Source organism: Azospirillum fermentarium, assembly GCF_025961205.1.
Classification (GTDB): domain Bacteria; phylum Pseudomonadota; class Alphaproteobacteria; order Azospirillales; family Azospirillaceae; genus Azospirillum; species Azospirillum fermentarium.
Window position 1 is genome coordinate 235,962 of sequence record NZ_JAOQNH010000001.1, and the last position, 14,662, is coordinate 250,623.

Below are 14,662 nucleotides of genomic sequence, written 5' to 3' on the forward strand. Positions count from 1 at the left end.
TCCATCGTTCCCCGCCACGTCACCAACGCCATCGCGTTGGCGGCTCATCCCTCGACCAGCTGAACCTGAATGAGGCGCCCACCTTCGTCGCGCGACAGCAGGTATTGGCTTCCATCCGAGAGTCGGATGTTCCCCCCGATTGGCACGTCCTTCTTGGCGGCGATATCGTGCATCTGTGGCATCCCTTCATTCACCAGGTACCAATCCCCCTGATGAAGCTGGAAATAACCGACCCGTTTCTTCAGATCCGATGTCAGATGCTCGTTCGGAAAGATTTTCCGGTTCACATGCCAGGGGAACAAGGATTGCCCGTTCCACACCATGACCCTGTGGTTGTCGGGCTGGTACGTCCCGCTGTGCCGGCTTGAATATAAATTCAAGACGGGCAGCTTGCCTTGGTAAGGGGTTCCACAGAATGGGCATTTGGGCTTGCGGGAGTTGTCGAAGACATACCAACCCATCTCGCACTTGTTCGAACAGGGCTGGATCATATCGATGGTCCGCACCAGCGCGTTCTCCCACTCCGATGGGGTTGGGCGCTTCTGAGGGTCGTGCAGCCCCTCGATGAAAGCCTTCTCGAACAGCGCGGCAAGCAGGGGGCCGGCAATGGTATACGGCATCCTGGCAGGGTCGGCCCAAGGCAACTCGGTTGCCTTCAAATGGTCGGCGCGGACGCGGTTGCTCTTGTCGGTGGGATGCTCCACGAACAGAGCCTTCATCCCCATCGACAGTTCCTCGTCCTTCGATGCGTCCGTGTCATGCACCTTCGCCCCCCGCAGCGGGTGGCGATAGAACAGGTACATGTAGATCAGCACCGCCAGAGCATGCCTGTCGGTCAGGGTGGACGGCAGCTTGCGGGCCTGGTCCTTCTTGTCCAGGTGCTGGGTTGCGATGACCTCCGGCGCGATGAAGTCTGGGGTGCCCACCACATCCGGCGGAAACTTGTTCGGCACCACGAGCCCATCGATGTCGATGACACAAGCCTTGCCGCCGGATGGATCGACGAGGACGTTCTTGTACGACAAGTCGGAATGGGCCAAACCGGCCGCATGAAGCCGCCGGACGGCCCTGCTGATCATCAGGCAGATCTGGAGGTGTTTCAGCCAGTCGCCCTTCTCCTTGGGATCAAGGAACTTCGCGCGGTTGGAGGCGCTGGCGAACCACTTGCCCTCCTTCTCCTTTCCCTTGATACCCAGGACGTCATTGTTGACCGAGCCGTGCTCGAAAAGGAAATGTTTCCTGTAAGCAGGGACGACGATGCCCAATCGCCCACTCTGGTCTACGATCCCCGTCGGCCAGCAGAAGAGTTCCTTCCAGTAATCCCCGCCCTCACGTTCGAATATGCCTTGCCGATAGGGACCGACAATCGCTTTGATCCGCTCCTGGCCAGCGTAGTCGAGCTTGTCCCTGAAGAAAGCAACGACGTAGGAGCGGTCAGGGCTCATGAAGACATCCTTCATTCCGCCCTGGCCGATCATCTCGTCTTCGTATTCGACGGGCTGTCCATCCATACTCGTCAGCTTGATAACGGCCACACCATCCTCCCTCAGGGCACCAGAACCGCGATCGTCCGGTCGTCGTGGTTGCCTGGCGACCAAAAATCCAGCCAGTCGATGAATTGTTTTTCCAAATCGGGGTTGTCTTTGGAGAAACGGACAGCCGCGCCAAGATCCCCAGTCCAGAAGTCACGCCACTTGCCCGGATCACCAAATGAAACCTCGGTCGGAAACTTCGGGTCCGTGATGCCGTCGGTCATCAACACCAGGGCGGTGAACCGCGTCCTGACGTCGAAGAAGATGCGGCGCGACACATCCTCCCAGGTGCCGAATTCGGATCGATGCAGGAAGCGCGTCTGCCCTGCAAATTCCCCGCTGTCCGGCGCGGTCAGCGTCGTAACGGAACAGTCGTCCACATCGAACACGGCGGCCCCGCCGTCACCGACGGAGAAGCCGGCGAAAAACCACCCGGCGGGCAGCCTCTTGGCTATGCACAGGACAAGGGTGGTGGAAAAGGCTCCGGCTTTTTCACCATGGGCTCCGGCCTCGTCCTCCACCGCCTTGGCAGCCTGGAGGGACGCCGCGGCAACGGACTTGTAGAGCCGGATCCTGATCTCCTGCTCTGCCTCAGCCCGCCCTGCCAGGTGCGCAGCCACCAGCTTGTCCAAGTCGGGGTCGAGATGCTCCTCCAAAAGCGGCGGCACATCCTTGAGAACCGCGTCGATTGCCACCTTCGAGCCGCGTCTGGAGAATTTCGCGCTGCCGGCCCCATCAGCAACAGCGGCCACATGCCAGCCGCCGGGTATGGGTTCGAGGATGCCGAAATCATCGTCGCGGAAACCGCCATCCTTCGCGTGCGAGCGCCCACGCTTGCTCGCGGCCACGCACAGCAGATCGCCCGACATCAGGACAAAGTCCTGATCGGGTTTCCAAAAAGGATCGGTCCGGTCGCTGTCCTTGCTGACCCAAAGGGATCGCGGATCCGGGATCACGGCCAGGTTGGCAATGATTTCGGCGGGCCTTCCGTGCAAAAAGCCTGTCAGGCGGAATTGGAAGTCGCCGCTTGCAACGGGGATACCCCGGAAACGCCCGGTGGCTTCGTCGAAGACGATCCCCGTCCCCTTCGCATCCTCCATCCGAACGCTTCTCAGGCCGTCCATGTCTAACGGACACTCGTAAGCCTCGCCAGCCTTGGCATTCTTCAGGAAGAGAGATTTCTTGATCGGTTCGATCGGCATTACGGCTGCGCCTCCCTTGTTGTCCGAAGCCGGCACGGCCGCAGATGGGGGCAGTGCCCCGGCCGCTTGAAGGGGCATCACGGAAGGTGGCTGGGGGGGCGATGCCGGGATGCCGGCCGGTTGAGGCGAGCGAAACCCCGGCGGCGGTTCATTCGGCACGACGGTCCCCTTGGCCGGAGGCGCTGGGGACTGGGCAACGGCTTGAGGAGATCCCACGCCCGTTCGTTGAGGTGAGGCTTCCATCGGAAATTCTTTGGGGATGAACCGGTGGGACCCCATTCCCAGTCTGGGCGATCCCGCATCGTCTTTCTGCGGCGGTGGAGAGACGGCCGCTTCGCGTGCACTTCCCCAATCTTCTTTATGAGTATTGGAATAAACCTTTGAATCCACCCCTTGCCTTGAAGCCCTGACGTCCGTCATTTCTTTTCTATAAACATCAAAAACAAATAAAATCCTTCTTTCAATTTCCGATATATTTCCGCTGCGGTCACTCCTGCCAGGATCGGGAACACTCTCCTCCTTGATGAGAGTGAGCAGCTCCTGTAAGGCCCGCTGCATCTTCCAGGTAAGCCTGAATTCTTTTGTCATCCCCGTCCCCGCCCGATGTCAAAACCCTTCCCTTTGCCTGCACTCCCGTAATGCCCCTGGCCCCCGCACCATGGGCAGGTGTGAACACCGTCTCCACTCACGCAATGGATGTGGCCACATTCACAGACGGCCATGCCGAAGCGGGCGCCGCAGTGTGGGCATGCCGGTTGACCGACGAGATCCTCCGAGTTCACGGCCTGACCACTATCGGCTCCGTCGGACAGGTCGAAATACGTGGTCTTGACCGGGACGGCACCAGCCAGGGCGTAACGCCGCGTCTTCAGCATCTCCGCCAGCACCGGATCGGTGGTCTCGATCCGGCCCATGTGCCGTTCGTATTTCACGACATAGGGCAGACGGCTCTTTTCGCATTTGCCGACGAACACGGCATAGCGGTCGTCAACACCGCCGAATGGTGTCAAGCCGGCGGCCTTCTCAACCGGCGCCAACAGCCCGGGCTCCGTCTTAGCCAAACTTATGCCACCGTCCTTGCCGGCGCTCACGCTGCGGCTCTGGCTCTGGATCGACATGCTGATCCATTTGACGAATCTGGCGAAAGCGTCCGGGGCCGCATCGTTGAAGACAACCACGTCGTCCGTCAGGCGCCTCAACACGACATGATCGGCGTTCCCGCCGATCGAGACGGCGACAAGATGGGACCGGCTCCGATAGGAACGGTTCCAGCGCTCCACCGCTTTGTGCGTGCTGTCTGTCGGATGCCCGTCCGTGAGCAGGAAAACGATCGGCCGCCAGTCACCCTTGCGATCGGGAGTGGTTGAGATGACGGTTCTGTCGATCTCGTCCATCACATGGCCCAGGGCTGAACCCAGAGCCGTGCCGCCACCGACCGGCAATTCCGGTGGCTGGAACGAGGCCAGTTCGGTGAGCGGGGTGACCGTTCTGGCCTTGCCCGCGAAGATGATCACGCAGAGGTGCGCGGTTTCCAGCGCGTAGGGATCCTTCCGCAGGGTCGAGACGATAGCCGTGATCCCCTTCTCCAGCTTGGAGAGGCTCTCGCCAACCATGGACTCCGAGACATCGACGAGGAAAAAGATCGGCAGCCGGCGCATCGGTCCCCCCTCAAAAAACGACTTGGATTTCGGGAGGCGGAGGCGGCAGCGCCACCGTGGCGGTCGCCCCCATCGAACGGTTTCCGCCGGAAATCGTCGAGGTCACCCACTTGAAAAAGCTGACGAACGAGGCGCTGTCCATGGTGTCGAGGGAGACCACCACGTCGCACAGCGGTTGGATGTCCTCCTTCTTTGCCTTCGGGCCCGCGACGCAGCCGACGATGTAGGCAAAGCCGATCCCGCGAATGCGTGGGCACTGCTCCTCGAAGAGCATGATGTCGGACGGCTTCCCGTCGGTCATCACGAACAGGAACGGTGCCCAGTCCCCCTTCTGCTCCGGTGTCGAGTTCCGGAGCTCTCGGGGGATCCGGCTTGCAAGCGTCTCCAGCGCCAACCCCAGATGCGTCGGCCCCGATTGCGGGGTCGTGATCTCCGGCACCTGGAGTTCGTCCAGAGCCGTCAGAGGGACGACGACCTTGGCATCCACGTCGAACGTGATGATGCTGACATGCACCGTCTCAAGCGCGTGCGGATCCTGCCGCAGGGCACTGAGCATGACGCGGATGCCCGTGTTGACGGCCTCGATAGGCTCGCCTCGCATGGAACCCGATGTGTCGAGCAGCAGATAGACCGGAAGCCGTCTCACGCTTCCCCCCTTTCGTTCAGGTCACTTGAGGCGCCGGGATCGGGACGCCGAACGCCGTGTCACACAAGGGTGATCTGAGGAGGCGGAGGCGGAAGCTCGTTCAGCTCATTGGTGTCGGCCTTCGTCAGGTCCACCTTCTTGGACGAGGTGGAGATGCTGGCCGAGACCCACTTGAAGAACGCGCCGATCGTGCTGGAATCCGCGGTGTCCAGCGAAACGACGCATTCCGTGATCTTCTTGAGCAGGGCACTGTCCGCGTGCGGGCCTGCCGCGCAGGCGATGACCATCCCGGTCTTGACCTTCCGGAATTCGTCAAGCCCCTTCTCCCAATCGTCCGTCGGCTGGCCGTCCGTCATCAGGAAGACCAACGGTTTCCAGTCGCCCTTGGCATCCGCGGTCGTCTTCTGCACCTCGCGCTCGATGCATTCCTTGGTCACCTTCAGGGCAGCCCCGAGGGAGGTCGTCGATCCGGCTTCGATATTCGGTGGCTGGAAGGCCATGAGTTCGGTCAGCGGCACCAGCTGGCGGGCCTTATCGTCGAAGACGATAACGCTGAGATAGGCGGTCTCGAGCGCATAGGGGTCGGTCCGAAGGGTACTCGCCAGCATCTGCATGCCATTTCGGACGGCTTCAATGGGTTCCCCATTCATGGAGCCGGAGACGTCGAGGACGAGGTATACGGGAAGACGGCGCAAGAAACTCTCCTATGGTCTGTCTGTGTTCCGCCCCCTGGAAGGGGGCTGATGTCTGAAGATCAGGCGACGTCGATGCCGAACTGGGCGCACATGACGGCAAGACCACCGGAATATCCCTGGCCGACCGCCCTGAACTTCCATTCGCTATCCCGGCGGTAGACCTCCGCGAAGATCATTGCTGTCTCGGTTGAGTAATCCTCGGAGAGGTCGTAGCGGGCAATTTCCTTGCCGGTTTCATCGTTGACGATGCGAATGAAGGCGTTCTTGACCTGACCGAAATTCTGACGGCGAACCTCCGCGTCATGGATCGTCACCGTGATCGCAATGGTCTGGATTTCCCCGGGAACCTTGGCGAGGTCCACCGTGATGGCTTCGTCGTCGCCATCACCGCTGCCGGTCCTGTTGTCGCCGGTGTGTTCCACGGAGCCGTCCGCGGAACGGAGGTTGTTGTAAAAGATGAACGCCTTTTCGTTAGGAACCTTGTGGTTCGCGCCCAGCATGAAGGCCGAAGCGTCGAGGTCGAAGTCGGCACCGTCCGTGGCTCGGGCGTCCCAACCGAGGCCGATCAGGATCTTCTTCAGATCGGGTTCGCTTTTCGAGAGAGAGACGTTACCGCCTTTGGAGAGGCTGACTGACATGTTTCCTCTGCTCCTTCGTTGACCCGTTGATTTCCCGCCACCACTCCCTCACCGTTCCCCTTATCGCCGGGCGGCCGCGGCGTCCGGGGCGGTCCGTCATTCGACCGCAGCCGGCATCTCATCCGCCTGGACCAGCGCCGCGGCGCGGCGGTTGTGTGTCACCGAGGACCAGAGCGAGAGGCCGATGAGGGTGGCGCCGATCAGCCCGGTGACGACCTCGGGGATGTGCATGACCGTCTGGAGGAACATGATCAGCGCCAAGGCGAGGATCGCCCAGAAGGCCCCGTTCTCCAGATAGCGGTACTCGGCCAAGGTTCCCTTCTCGACCAGCATGATCGTCATCGATCGAACGAACACGGCACCGATGCCAAGGCCCAAGGCGATGACAAAGAGATTGTTCGACAGCGCGAAGGCGCCGATCACCCCATCGAAGCTGAAGGAGGCATCGAGCACCTCGAGATAGATGAATGTCGCAGCGCCCGAACGGACGGCGGTGTTCACCCGCTCCCCACCTTCCCCGTCACCATGCTCGGTCGCGGATTCCATGAAGGAGCCGAGGGCCTCGACGCCGATGAACGTGATCAGGCCGAAAATGCCGCTGACAAGGAACGACATCGCCTCCTCGCCCGGGATGGCCCGGCTGAAGCCATACAATGTCAGGAGGGCGATGACGATCTCGACGGCCTCGATATCAGAGAACTTGGTCAGCGCACGCTCGACGCCCCCAATCCAATGGACCTCCTTCTCGGCGTCGAAGAAGTATTTCAGGCCCACCATCAAGAGAAAAGCGCCACCGAAACCGGCGATGCCGATATGGGCATCCGTGAGGATCTTCGCATACCGTTCGGGCTCGAACAGGGCCAGCTTGATGGCGGCTGCCGGGTTGATCCAGGCGGCGATGGACACGATCAGCAGCGGAAAGACGATGCGCATGCCGAAGACCGCGATCCAGATGCCCCAGGTCAGGAAGCGGTGCTGCCAGACGGGATCCATGTCCTTCAGCACGGTCGCGTTGACGACCGCGTTGTCAAGGGAAAGTGAAACTTCCATGACGCCGAGGATCGCGCAGATCAGGACATAGGAGAGCATGCCGGACAGGCCGCCCGCCGCCCAACCGATGGCACCGCCGGCCACAAGCGCACCGCCAGTGAACAAAAACGAGTTGGTAAAGTACTTGAGGTTCGGCACTCGCCTGACTCCGCTGAATTCCATAGCCGACGCGGCCGCCCGGTTGCCATCGCACCGCGACAGATCGGGGCGGCCCTTTCCGGTCACGGGCCGTGCTTGTTTCAGAGACTGAAATCGGCTGGGTTAAGTCCCAATTCGGACGCCATATTCCGCACCGCCGCACGCTCCTGGGCGTCGAAGTCGCCGTCGGAAGCGCCGATGGCACAGCAGACGCGGACGATAAGCTGCGCCTGCGGCTTCCCCCGGAACTTCCCGATCGCCTGCATGACTTCACCGGTGCCGATCATCGAGTCGAACTCGAACTTCTCGACATACTTCTGGAACAGCTTGATCACGTCGCTCTGATCGTACACTTTGAGCTGCTCGGAAGATCGAAGGTACCCCATCATCTTTTGCTTTTCTTGCGAAGAGATGTTTCCGTCGGCGTAAGCAACAAGTGCACAACCGGCAACGACCGCCTCCAGAAAATCTCTGGACTTGAACTTCGTGATCTCGGTGCTAAGAGCATCCCGAGCATCATTGACATTCTTCTTGATCCAGTCGGTGAATGACATCACTTTTCCCCGTCAATCTTTAGAACCCGCCACCCACCGCAACCCCCAGCGGTAAGCTTTGTCCATGTCCTTGTGACTGCCGAAGTAACGTTCTTCCTTCGTCACCTTCAGCTTGCCACCGTCATTCTCAATGAGCGCTATGGCGCACATCCCCTGTCCGGACGCGGGATTGTCGAGACGCACCTCAATGTTGGCATGGCCCGAAATCTTCACCGTCGCAACGCCGTCGGCAGCCGCCCAGTTCGGTACGCCCTCATAGATGAAGGCGAAGACCAGAATCCGCTTGATCTCGGATATATGATCGCCATTGATCCGGATGTTCTCACCCTCGGCGGCGGCACCCGTCCGGTCATCCCCGGCGTGCTGGATGAATGGCTTGCGCCGGAAATCCCCCCAAGCCTCGCCAAGAGCCTGGACCACACCGATCGTCCCGTTCTCAAGCTCCCAAAGGCAGCCGAGATCCAGGTCGATGCCCTTGTTGGCTCCGAGCAATCCCCCGAAAAGTCCCCCCTTGGACTGCCGCTTGTTCCAATTGAGGTTGAAGAGGATTTCTCCGAAGCCCGCGGCGCCCTTCTTCTCAAGGGACACCGACTGGCCACGCTTCTCCAGGGTGATCTTGGAGAGGTTCACAGGCTTGGCGGCGGGCTCCGGTTGAGGCGGCAGGGAAGGCGCCGGCGACTCCTGGACAGGAACGGGCACCGGAGCGGGAGCGGCCTCCTCGGCGATATCGACACCATACTGCCTCGCCAAAGGCGCCAGCCCGCCGACAAAGCCCTGCCCCACCGCGCGGAATTTCCACTGACCATTTCGCCGATAGATTCGGCCGAGCGTGATCGCCGTCTCCTTCATGCCGGCGACAGGAAGATCGAAACGCGCAATTTCGGCGTTTGCGGCAGGTTCCAGAAGACGGGCGGCCACCGTGCGGAGATTGCCGAAGCTCTGCCCTCTGGCCTGGCCTTCATGGATCGTGAGACAGATGTCGATGACCTCGACGCCTCCAGGCAGCTTGGAAAGGCTAATTTCGAAGGACTGAAGATCGGCCCCCCCCGCCGAGGATGCGGACGGATTGAACCTCACCGCCCCGTCAGGAGACGTGCGGGATCCATAGAAGACGAAATGCTCATCAGATGGGACCTTCCCGTCACTCCCGGCCATGAACGCCGACGCATCGACCTCCATGCCAGGCTGAGAGGCTGGATCCCACCCGACGGCCACAACGATCCGATCCGATTCGGGAATGGCGATATTCGCCCCCGGTGTGAGTGCGGAAACGGCCATGATCCCCCCATCGGCCAGCGTGGTGACGGTGATTAAAGCGTGCCGCGAATGGCCGGCATCATATCGTGGAAGGTCCGCCCCGCCGTCTTCTCGCCGATGGCATGAAGCTTCCATTCGCCATTGTGCCGGTAGAGCTTCGCCATGATGAGGCCGGTGTGGGATCCCGCCTCGCTCAGAGCGAAGATGGCCAGTTCCTTCTGGTTGGTATCATCGACAAGGCGGCAGGACGCGTTGGCAACCGTGTCGAAGGTCTGGCCCCGGAACGAGTTGACCGTGAACACCAGCGATTTCACGCTCGCCGGCAACATCGACAGGTCAACCTTGATAACCTCGTCGTCCCCGTCTCCGTCGCCCGTCAGATTGTCGCCGGTGTGGATGATGGCGCCATTCATGCCCTTGAGCTGGTGAAACCAGATTTCATCAACCATTTCACCGCGCTCGTCGAACACGAGGCAGGAGGCGTCGAGGTCGATGCTCCCTCCACCGCCCCCAAACAGCCCCCCAAGAAAGCCACCCTTCTTTACGACATCCCAACCAAGCCCCATGAACACCCGGGTCAGAGGTGCGCCGTCCTTGGAGAGGCTGATCTTCTGGCCCTTCGTCAGCGAAACGCCCATAGGCTTTTCCTCAGCCGATGTTGACGCCAAAATTCTTCGCAAGCGGACCAAGCCCGCCGCCGAATCCCTGCCCGATAGCCTTGAACTTCCACTCGCTGCCATGCCGGTAGAGTTCACCGAAGATCATCGCCGTTTCTGTCGAATAATCCTCCGACAGGTCATAGCGGGCGATCTCCTTGCCGTCTGCCTTGTTCACGACGCGGATATAGGCGTTGTTGACCTGACCGAAGCTCTGCCGGCGCGCCTCCGCTTCATGAATGGTTACGGAGAACGCAACCTTCTGCACGTCGCCCGGAACCTTGGCGAGATCAATGGCAACAACTTCGTCGTCACCATCGCCGGAACCGGAGCGGTTGTCGCCCTGGTGGACAACCGAGCCGTCCGACGAGACCTTGTTGTTGTAAAAGATGAAGTCGGCATCCGTGCGGATTTTGCCCGACCCGTTCAGAAGGAACGCCGAGGCGTCCAGATCGAATTCGGCGCCGTCGGTGACGCGGGCATCCCAGCCCAAGCCGACATCGATAGCGGTCAGCCCCGGAGCCTCCTTACTGAGAGAGATATTGCCGCCCTTGGACAAAGAAACAGCCATACGGGAGTCCTCCGATTTCAAGCCAGTTATGTAAGGTGAGCGATATTTGGAATACGTATATTTTAAGAACAATATTCGCTGAAAAAATTGTTCCGGTTGAATTTCAGAGATTGTTTTTCGGAAATTTTCTCCGTGCAATCATCCTCTGTCAAGAATCATTCAGCCGGCAGTAGAATTCATATCAATGTATGATCTCATGCGATGCACTCTTTGGAAGATGCTTTTTGAGAATAATTATTTTCAAATATTACTGATGTTTTACCGCCAACGGCATGCAGCCCTTTGCAAGCGCATTGCGCAACAAATTGATAATGTTATCGCTTCTCAAACCACGCTTGCCGCACATGCCTTTACCGGCATGACCGGCCCGCGCGAGTGGCAGGCGCGTCGTTGACGCCACCGATCACCCCCCAGCAGCCAGCGGACGACTGAAAAGCTTTTTAAGGTTTTTATGGATACGCCGGATGAAGCCGGACTCAATGAAAAGTTGCTGAACGGATCCGGCATCTTGGCGAGGGCCCACGCCGCTGACTTCAGAAAGCGCATGCCCCTGTCGGCCAGCCGCACCGCCATTTGGTGCGAGTCGCAATGGGGCGCTTCCAGGAACCACCGCGAAGAGCGCCTGGATGGCCAGCCCCCATCGGGTGGCGTTGACCGGGAATGCCGCTGACCGGGAATGCCGCTGACCGGGAACACCAGTCGCCGCCTCTCTATGAATGTGGCGGGCGCCCTGGCTCATCTGGATCAGACCGTCCGCGTCTGCGGCGTCAAAACCGGAACCGGCGGCCCTGTCCAGGATTTAGGGATCGGCCGCCCCACCAGAGCCCTGACCGAAAAAGAAAAAAGGCCGCGGCAAAAGCCGCGGCCCGAGTCTAGGGAGGAAACGCCCAAGAAGTGCGTTACGAGATCAACCGCGTCAGAGCGATCGATGTCGCACTGCACAATGTAAGGAAACTCGCTTCGGAGTTCAAGAGAAAAAAGAATGCCCCGACAAAACAAGGGCTTACTGATACTCGAACGAAATAGGCCCCTCGACCAACGCTAAATCATGTTGCATTGCAACACATTAACGGCAGTCAGTGGTCCTACCAACCGCGCATAGATCGGTCCCTTTCGGCCACGGTACCAGGGGCATAGACGCAGTGCCGCCATGCCTCTGCCGCATTGCACCAACGGTGCGCCATCCAAAGCACCAACGGCGAGCCATCCGAAAAAAGAGGAACCACCACATCACGGCCACGTTTCCTCCTTACCGTTGCCCGGCGCGGGCGCCCCGGCGGGCACCCACACGACGAGGGAGTCGCGGCGTCGAGAGCGGCAACGACGAGGGAGGTTCACGGCTTGAGCAGACTGGTGGTGGTTTCCAACCGCGTTGCCCCGGTGGAAGAGGGCAAGCAGGCCGCGGGCGGCCTGGCGGTGGCGGTGCTGGCGGCGCTGAAGCGCACGGGCGGCATCTGGTTCGGGTGGAGCGGGACGGTGGTGGATGGCGACACGCCACAGACCCCGGCGTCAGCGGTCCACGGGCGGCTGACCTATACCATGCTCGATCTCGGGCGGCGGGATTTCGAGGAATACTACAACGGCTTCGCCAACCAGACCCTGTGGCCGCTGTTCCACTTCCGCCCCGGCCTGACCAGCATCAGCCGCCGCAACCGCGCGGGGTACGAGCGGGTCAACGGCTTCTTCGCCGCGGTGCTGGCCCCGATGCTGAAGCCCGACGACATGGTGTGGGTCCACGACTATCACCTGATCCCCTGCGGGCGGAAACTGCGGGCGCTGGGGTGCCGGCAGCGCATGGGCTTCTTCCTCCACACCCCCTTCCCGGCGCCGGAGGTGCTGAAGATCCTGCCCAACCACCGCGATCTTGTGGAGGATCTGTGCGCCTATGACGTGGTGGGCTTCCACACGGCGGCGGACCTGCGCTGCTTCGTCAATTACGTGCTGCTGGACGCGGGCGGAATGGTGGACCCGCACCCCGACGGCGGGGTGGTGGTGCGGGCCTTCGGGCGCACGCTGCTGGCGCGGGCCTTCCCCATCTCCATCGACACCGCGGCACTGGAGCGGACGGCGGAGACCAACGCCCGGTCCCGCCACGCCGAGCGGCTGCGGGAAAGCCTGGTGGGGCGGCGGCTGATCATCGGGGTGGACCGGCTGGATTATTCCAAGGGCCTGCCCCAGCGGTTCGAGGCGTTCGAAGCGTTCCTGGAAAGCTACCCCGAGCACCGCAACCGCGTTTCCTTCCTGCAGATCGCCCCCCCGACGCGGGAGGAGGTGCCCGAATACATCACGCTGCGGCGGGAGCTGTCGGAAAAGGCCGGGCGGGTCAATGGGCGTTTCGCCGAATTCGACTGGGTGCCCATCCGCTATCTGAACAAGAGCTTCGGCCAGCGGGTGCTGGCGGGATTCCACCGGCAGGCGGCGGTGGGGCTGGTCACCCCCATGCGCGACGGCATGAATCTGGTGGCAAAGGAATATGTGGCCTGCCAGAATCCCCAGGATCCCGGGGTGCTGGTGCTGTCGGAATTCGCCGGCGCCGCCCAGGAACTGACCGAGGCGCTGATCGTCAACCCGTATGAGGTGGAAGGCGTGGCCGACGCCCTGCAGCGGGCGCTGACCATGCCGGTGGAGGAACGGCGGGAACGTCACGCCGCCCTGATAGCCACCCTGCGGCGCAACGACATCGGCGCGTGGCGGGAAACCTATGTCAGAGCGCTGACCAAGGCGCCCTATCAGTGAGCGGAGGACCATGAGCGGCCTGACGACCCATACCCCCGGCCCCCCCCCTTACGCCCTGGTGGCCGACATCGGCGGCACCAATGCCCGCTTCGGGCTGATGGACGGGGCCGGGCTGCACCATTCGCGGATCTATCCCACCGCCGCCTTTCCCTCGCTGGAGGCGGCGGCGGCGGCCTATCTGGACGATTGCGGCAGCACCTGCCCCGTGCGGCCGCGCCAGGGGGCGTTCTGCGTTGCCGGGCCGGTGACGGGGGACGAGGTGTCGCTGACCAACGTGACGCCGCCCTGGCGCTTTTCCATCGACGGGGTGCGGCGCACGCTGGGGCTCGACCGGCTGGTGGTGCTGAACGACTTCACGGCCGCCGCCCTGTCGGTGCCGCGCCTGGGACCGGACGATGTGTTCCAGGTGGGCGGCGGCGATCCGGTGCGGGGGGCCGCGGTGGCGGTGCTGGGACCCGGCAGCGGGCTGGGGGTGTCGGGGCTGGTGCCCGGCCCGGCGGGCTGGATCCCGCTGGCCAGCGAGGGCGGCCACGCCACCCTGCCGGCGGCGGACGAACGGGAAAGTGCCGTGCTGGCCCGCATCCGCGCCGAAAAGGGCAGCGAGAGCGGGCACGTGTCGGCGGAACGCGCCCTGTCGGGTCCGGGGCTGGTCAACCTCTACACGGCGCTGTGCCAGTGTGCCGGGCGGGCGCCGGACAAGGACACGCCCGCGGCGGTGACCGCCGCGGCGGCGGACGCCAGCGACCCGCTGTGCGCAGAAGCGGTGGACATGTTCTGTTCGCTGCTGGGCACGGTGGCCGGCAATCTGGCGCTGATCCTGGGGGCGCGCGGCGGCGTCTATATCGCCGGGGGCATCGTGCCCCGCCTGGGGCGGGAGGCGCTGGCCCGCTCCCCCTTCCGCACCCGATTCGAAGCGAAAGGGCGCATGAGCGCCTATCTTGCCCCCGTTCCGGTGTACGTCATCACCCATCCCCTGCCCGCCTTTCTGGGTCTGGCGGAGGCGCTGGGGCTGGAACGGGTTGCGGCAACGGTGGGCGTCCCAGACAAAACTTGACATTCGGGGGTAGCGGGGTATCTTCGCCGCTCACGTCGCCGCCCCGCAGGGCCGGCGGGATACGGGATGTTTGTCGGTACCTAGACCGGGATCAGGATCATGGCCAAGCAGAACACCGTCCTCATTAAGCTGGTGAGCACGGCTGACACGGGTTTCTTTTATGTGAAGAAGAAGAACCCCAAGAAGACCACCGAAAAGCTGTCGTTCCGCAAGTACGACCCGGTGGCGCGCAAGCACGTCGAGTTCAAGGAAGCCAAGATTAAGTAAGGCTCCCG

15 protein-coding genes are annotated in these 14,662 nt (G+C 61.9%); 4 read left to right on the forward strand and 11 right to left on the reverse strand.

Going from position 1 to position 14,662, the window contains the following annotated elements; genetic code table 11:
* Nucleotides 1-44: 44 nt before the first annotated feature.
* The 11 genes from M2352_RS01220 to M2352_RS01270 all read right to left on the reverse strand — a co-directional run bounded on the left by M2352_RS01220 (nt 45) and on the right by M2352_RS01270 (nt 10,597).
* Nucleotides 45-1,535 carry a helix-hairpin-helix domain-containing protein gene (locus M2352_RS01220; RefSeq protein WP_264662693.1) on the reverse strand — a complete coding sequence of 497 codons (1,491 nt, stop codon included), beginning with the start codon at nt 1,533-1,535 and terminating at the stop codon, nt 45-47.
* A gap of 11 nt (nt 1,536-1,546) precedes the next feature.
* The gene (locus tag M2352_RS01225; RefSeq protein WP_264662694.1) at nt 1,547-3,322 is read right to left on the reverse strand and encodes a PP2C family serine/threonine-protein phosphatase; all 1,776 of its coding nucleotides are present in this window, start codon (nt 3,320-3,322) and stop codon (nt 1,547-1,549) included.
* Nucleotides 3,319-4,392, reverse strand: coding sequence for a TerY-C metal binding domain-containing protein (locus M2352_RS01230; protein ID WP_264662695.1), 1,074 nt, complete (start codon nt 4,390-4,392; stop codon nt 3,319-3,321). Before M2352_RS01230 ends, M2352_RS01225 begins: the two co-directional genes overlap by 4 nt.
* A gap of 10 nt (nt 4,393-4,402) precedes the next feature.
* The gene (locus M2352_RS01235) at nt 4,403-5,038 is read right to left on the reverse strand and encodes a vWA domain-containing protein (protein WP_264662696.1); all 636 of its coding nucleotides are present in this window, start codon (nt 5,036-5,038) and stop codon (nt 4,403-4,405) included.
* Between the two features lie 59 nt (nt 5,039-5,097).
* A complete protein-coding gene (locus M2352_RS01240) occupies nt 5,098-5,733 on the reverse strand; it encodes a vWA domain-containing protein (protein WP_264662697.1) in 636 nt (211 codons plus the stop codon).
* A gap of 59 nt (nt 5,734-5,792) precedes the next feature.
* Nucleotides 5,793-6,371, reverse strand: a complete 579-nt coding sequence (locus M2352_RS01245) for a TerD family protein (RefSeq protein ID WP_264662698.1) — start codon at nt 6,369-6,371, stop codon at nt 5,793-5,795.
* A gap of 96 nt (nt 6,372-6,467) precedes the next feature.
* Nucleotides 6,468-7,559: a DUF475 domain-containing protein gene (locus tag M2352_RS01250; RefSeq protein ID WP_264662699.1), complete on the reverse strand. Its 1,092-nt coding sequence runs from the start codon at nt 7,557-7,559 to the stop codon at nt 6,468-6,470.
* A gap of 101 nt (nt 7,560-7,660) precedes the next feature.
* Complete coding sequence (locus M2352_RS01255; RefSeq protein ID WP_264662700.1) at nt 7,661-8,113, reverse strand: tellurite resistance TerB family protein; 453 nt, start codon at nt 8,111-8,113, stop codon at nt 7,661-7,663.
* 12 nt (nt 8,114-8,125) lie between these two features.
* A complete protein-coding gene (locus M2352_RS01260; RefSeq protein WP_264662701.1) occupies nt 8,126-9,391 on the reverse strand; it encodes a TerD family protein in 1,266 nt (421 codons plus the stop codon).
* A 32-nt stretch (nt 9,392-9,423) separates the two neighbouring features.
* Complete coding sequence (locus tag M2352_RS01265; protein ID WP_264662702.1) at nt 9,424-10,008, reverse strand: TerD family protein; 585 nt, start codon at nt 10,006-10,008, stop codon at nt 9,424-9,426.
* A gap of 10 nt (nt 10,009-10,018) precedes the next feature.
* Nucleotides 10,019-10,597 carry a TerD family protein gene (locus tag M2352_RS01270; RefSeq protein ID WP_264662703.1) on the reverse strand — a complete coding sequence of 193 codons (579 nt, stop codon included), beginning with the start codon at nt 10,595-10,597 and terminating at the stop codon, nt 10,019-10,021.
* Between the two features lie 184 nt (nt 10,598-10,781).
* On the opposite strand from M2352_RS01270, the gene M2352_RS01275 reads away from it, so the two are divergent.
* The 4 genes from M2352_RS01275 to rpmG all read left to right on the forward strand — a co-directional run bounded on the left by M2352_RS01275 (nt 10,782) and on the right by rpmG (nt 14,654).
* Entirely contained in the window at nt 10,782-10,991 is a 210-nt protein-coding gene (locus M2352_RS01275; protein WP_264662704.1) for a hypothetical protein, read from the forward strand.
* Nucleotides 10,992-11,938: 947 nt separating this feature from the next.
* Nucleotides 11,939-13,333 (forward strand): alpha,alpha-trehalose-phosphate synthase (UDP-forming), encoded by a 1,395-nt coding sequence (gene otsA, locus M2352_RS01280; protein ID WP_264662705.1) that lies wholly within the window; start codon nt 11,939-11,941, stop codon nt 13,331-13,333.
* Nucleotides 13,334-13,343: 10 nt separating this feature from the next.
* On the forward strand, nt 13,344-14,387 hold the full coding sequence (gene glk / locus M2352_RS01285; RefSeq protein WP_264662706.1) for a glucokinase: 1,044 nt from the start codon (nt 13,344-13,346) through the stop codon (nt 14,385-14,387).
* 99 nt (nt 14,388-14,486) lie between these two features.
* On the forward strand, nt 14,487-14,654 hold the full coding sequence (gene rpmG, locus M2352_RS01290; protein WP_012974790.1) for a 50S ribosomal protein L33: 168 nt from the start codon (nt 14,487-14,489) through the stop codon (nt 14,652-14,654).
* Nucleotides 14,655-14,662 lie beyond the last annotated feature (8 nt).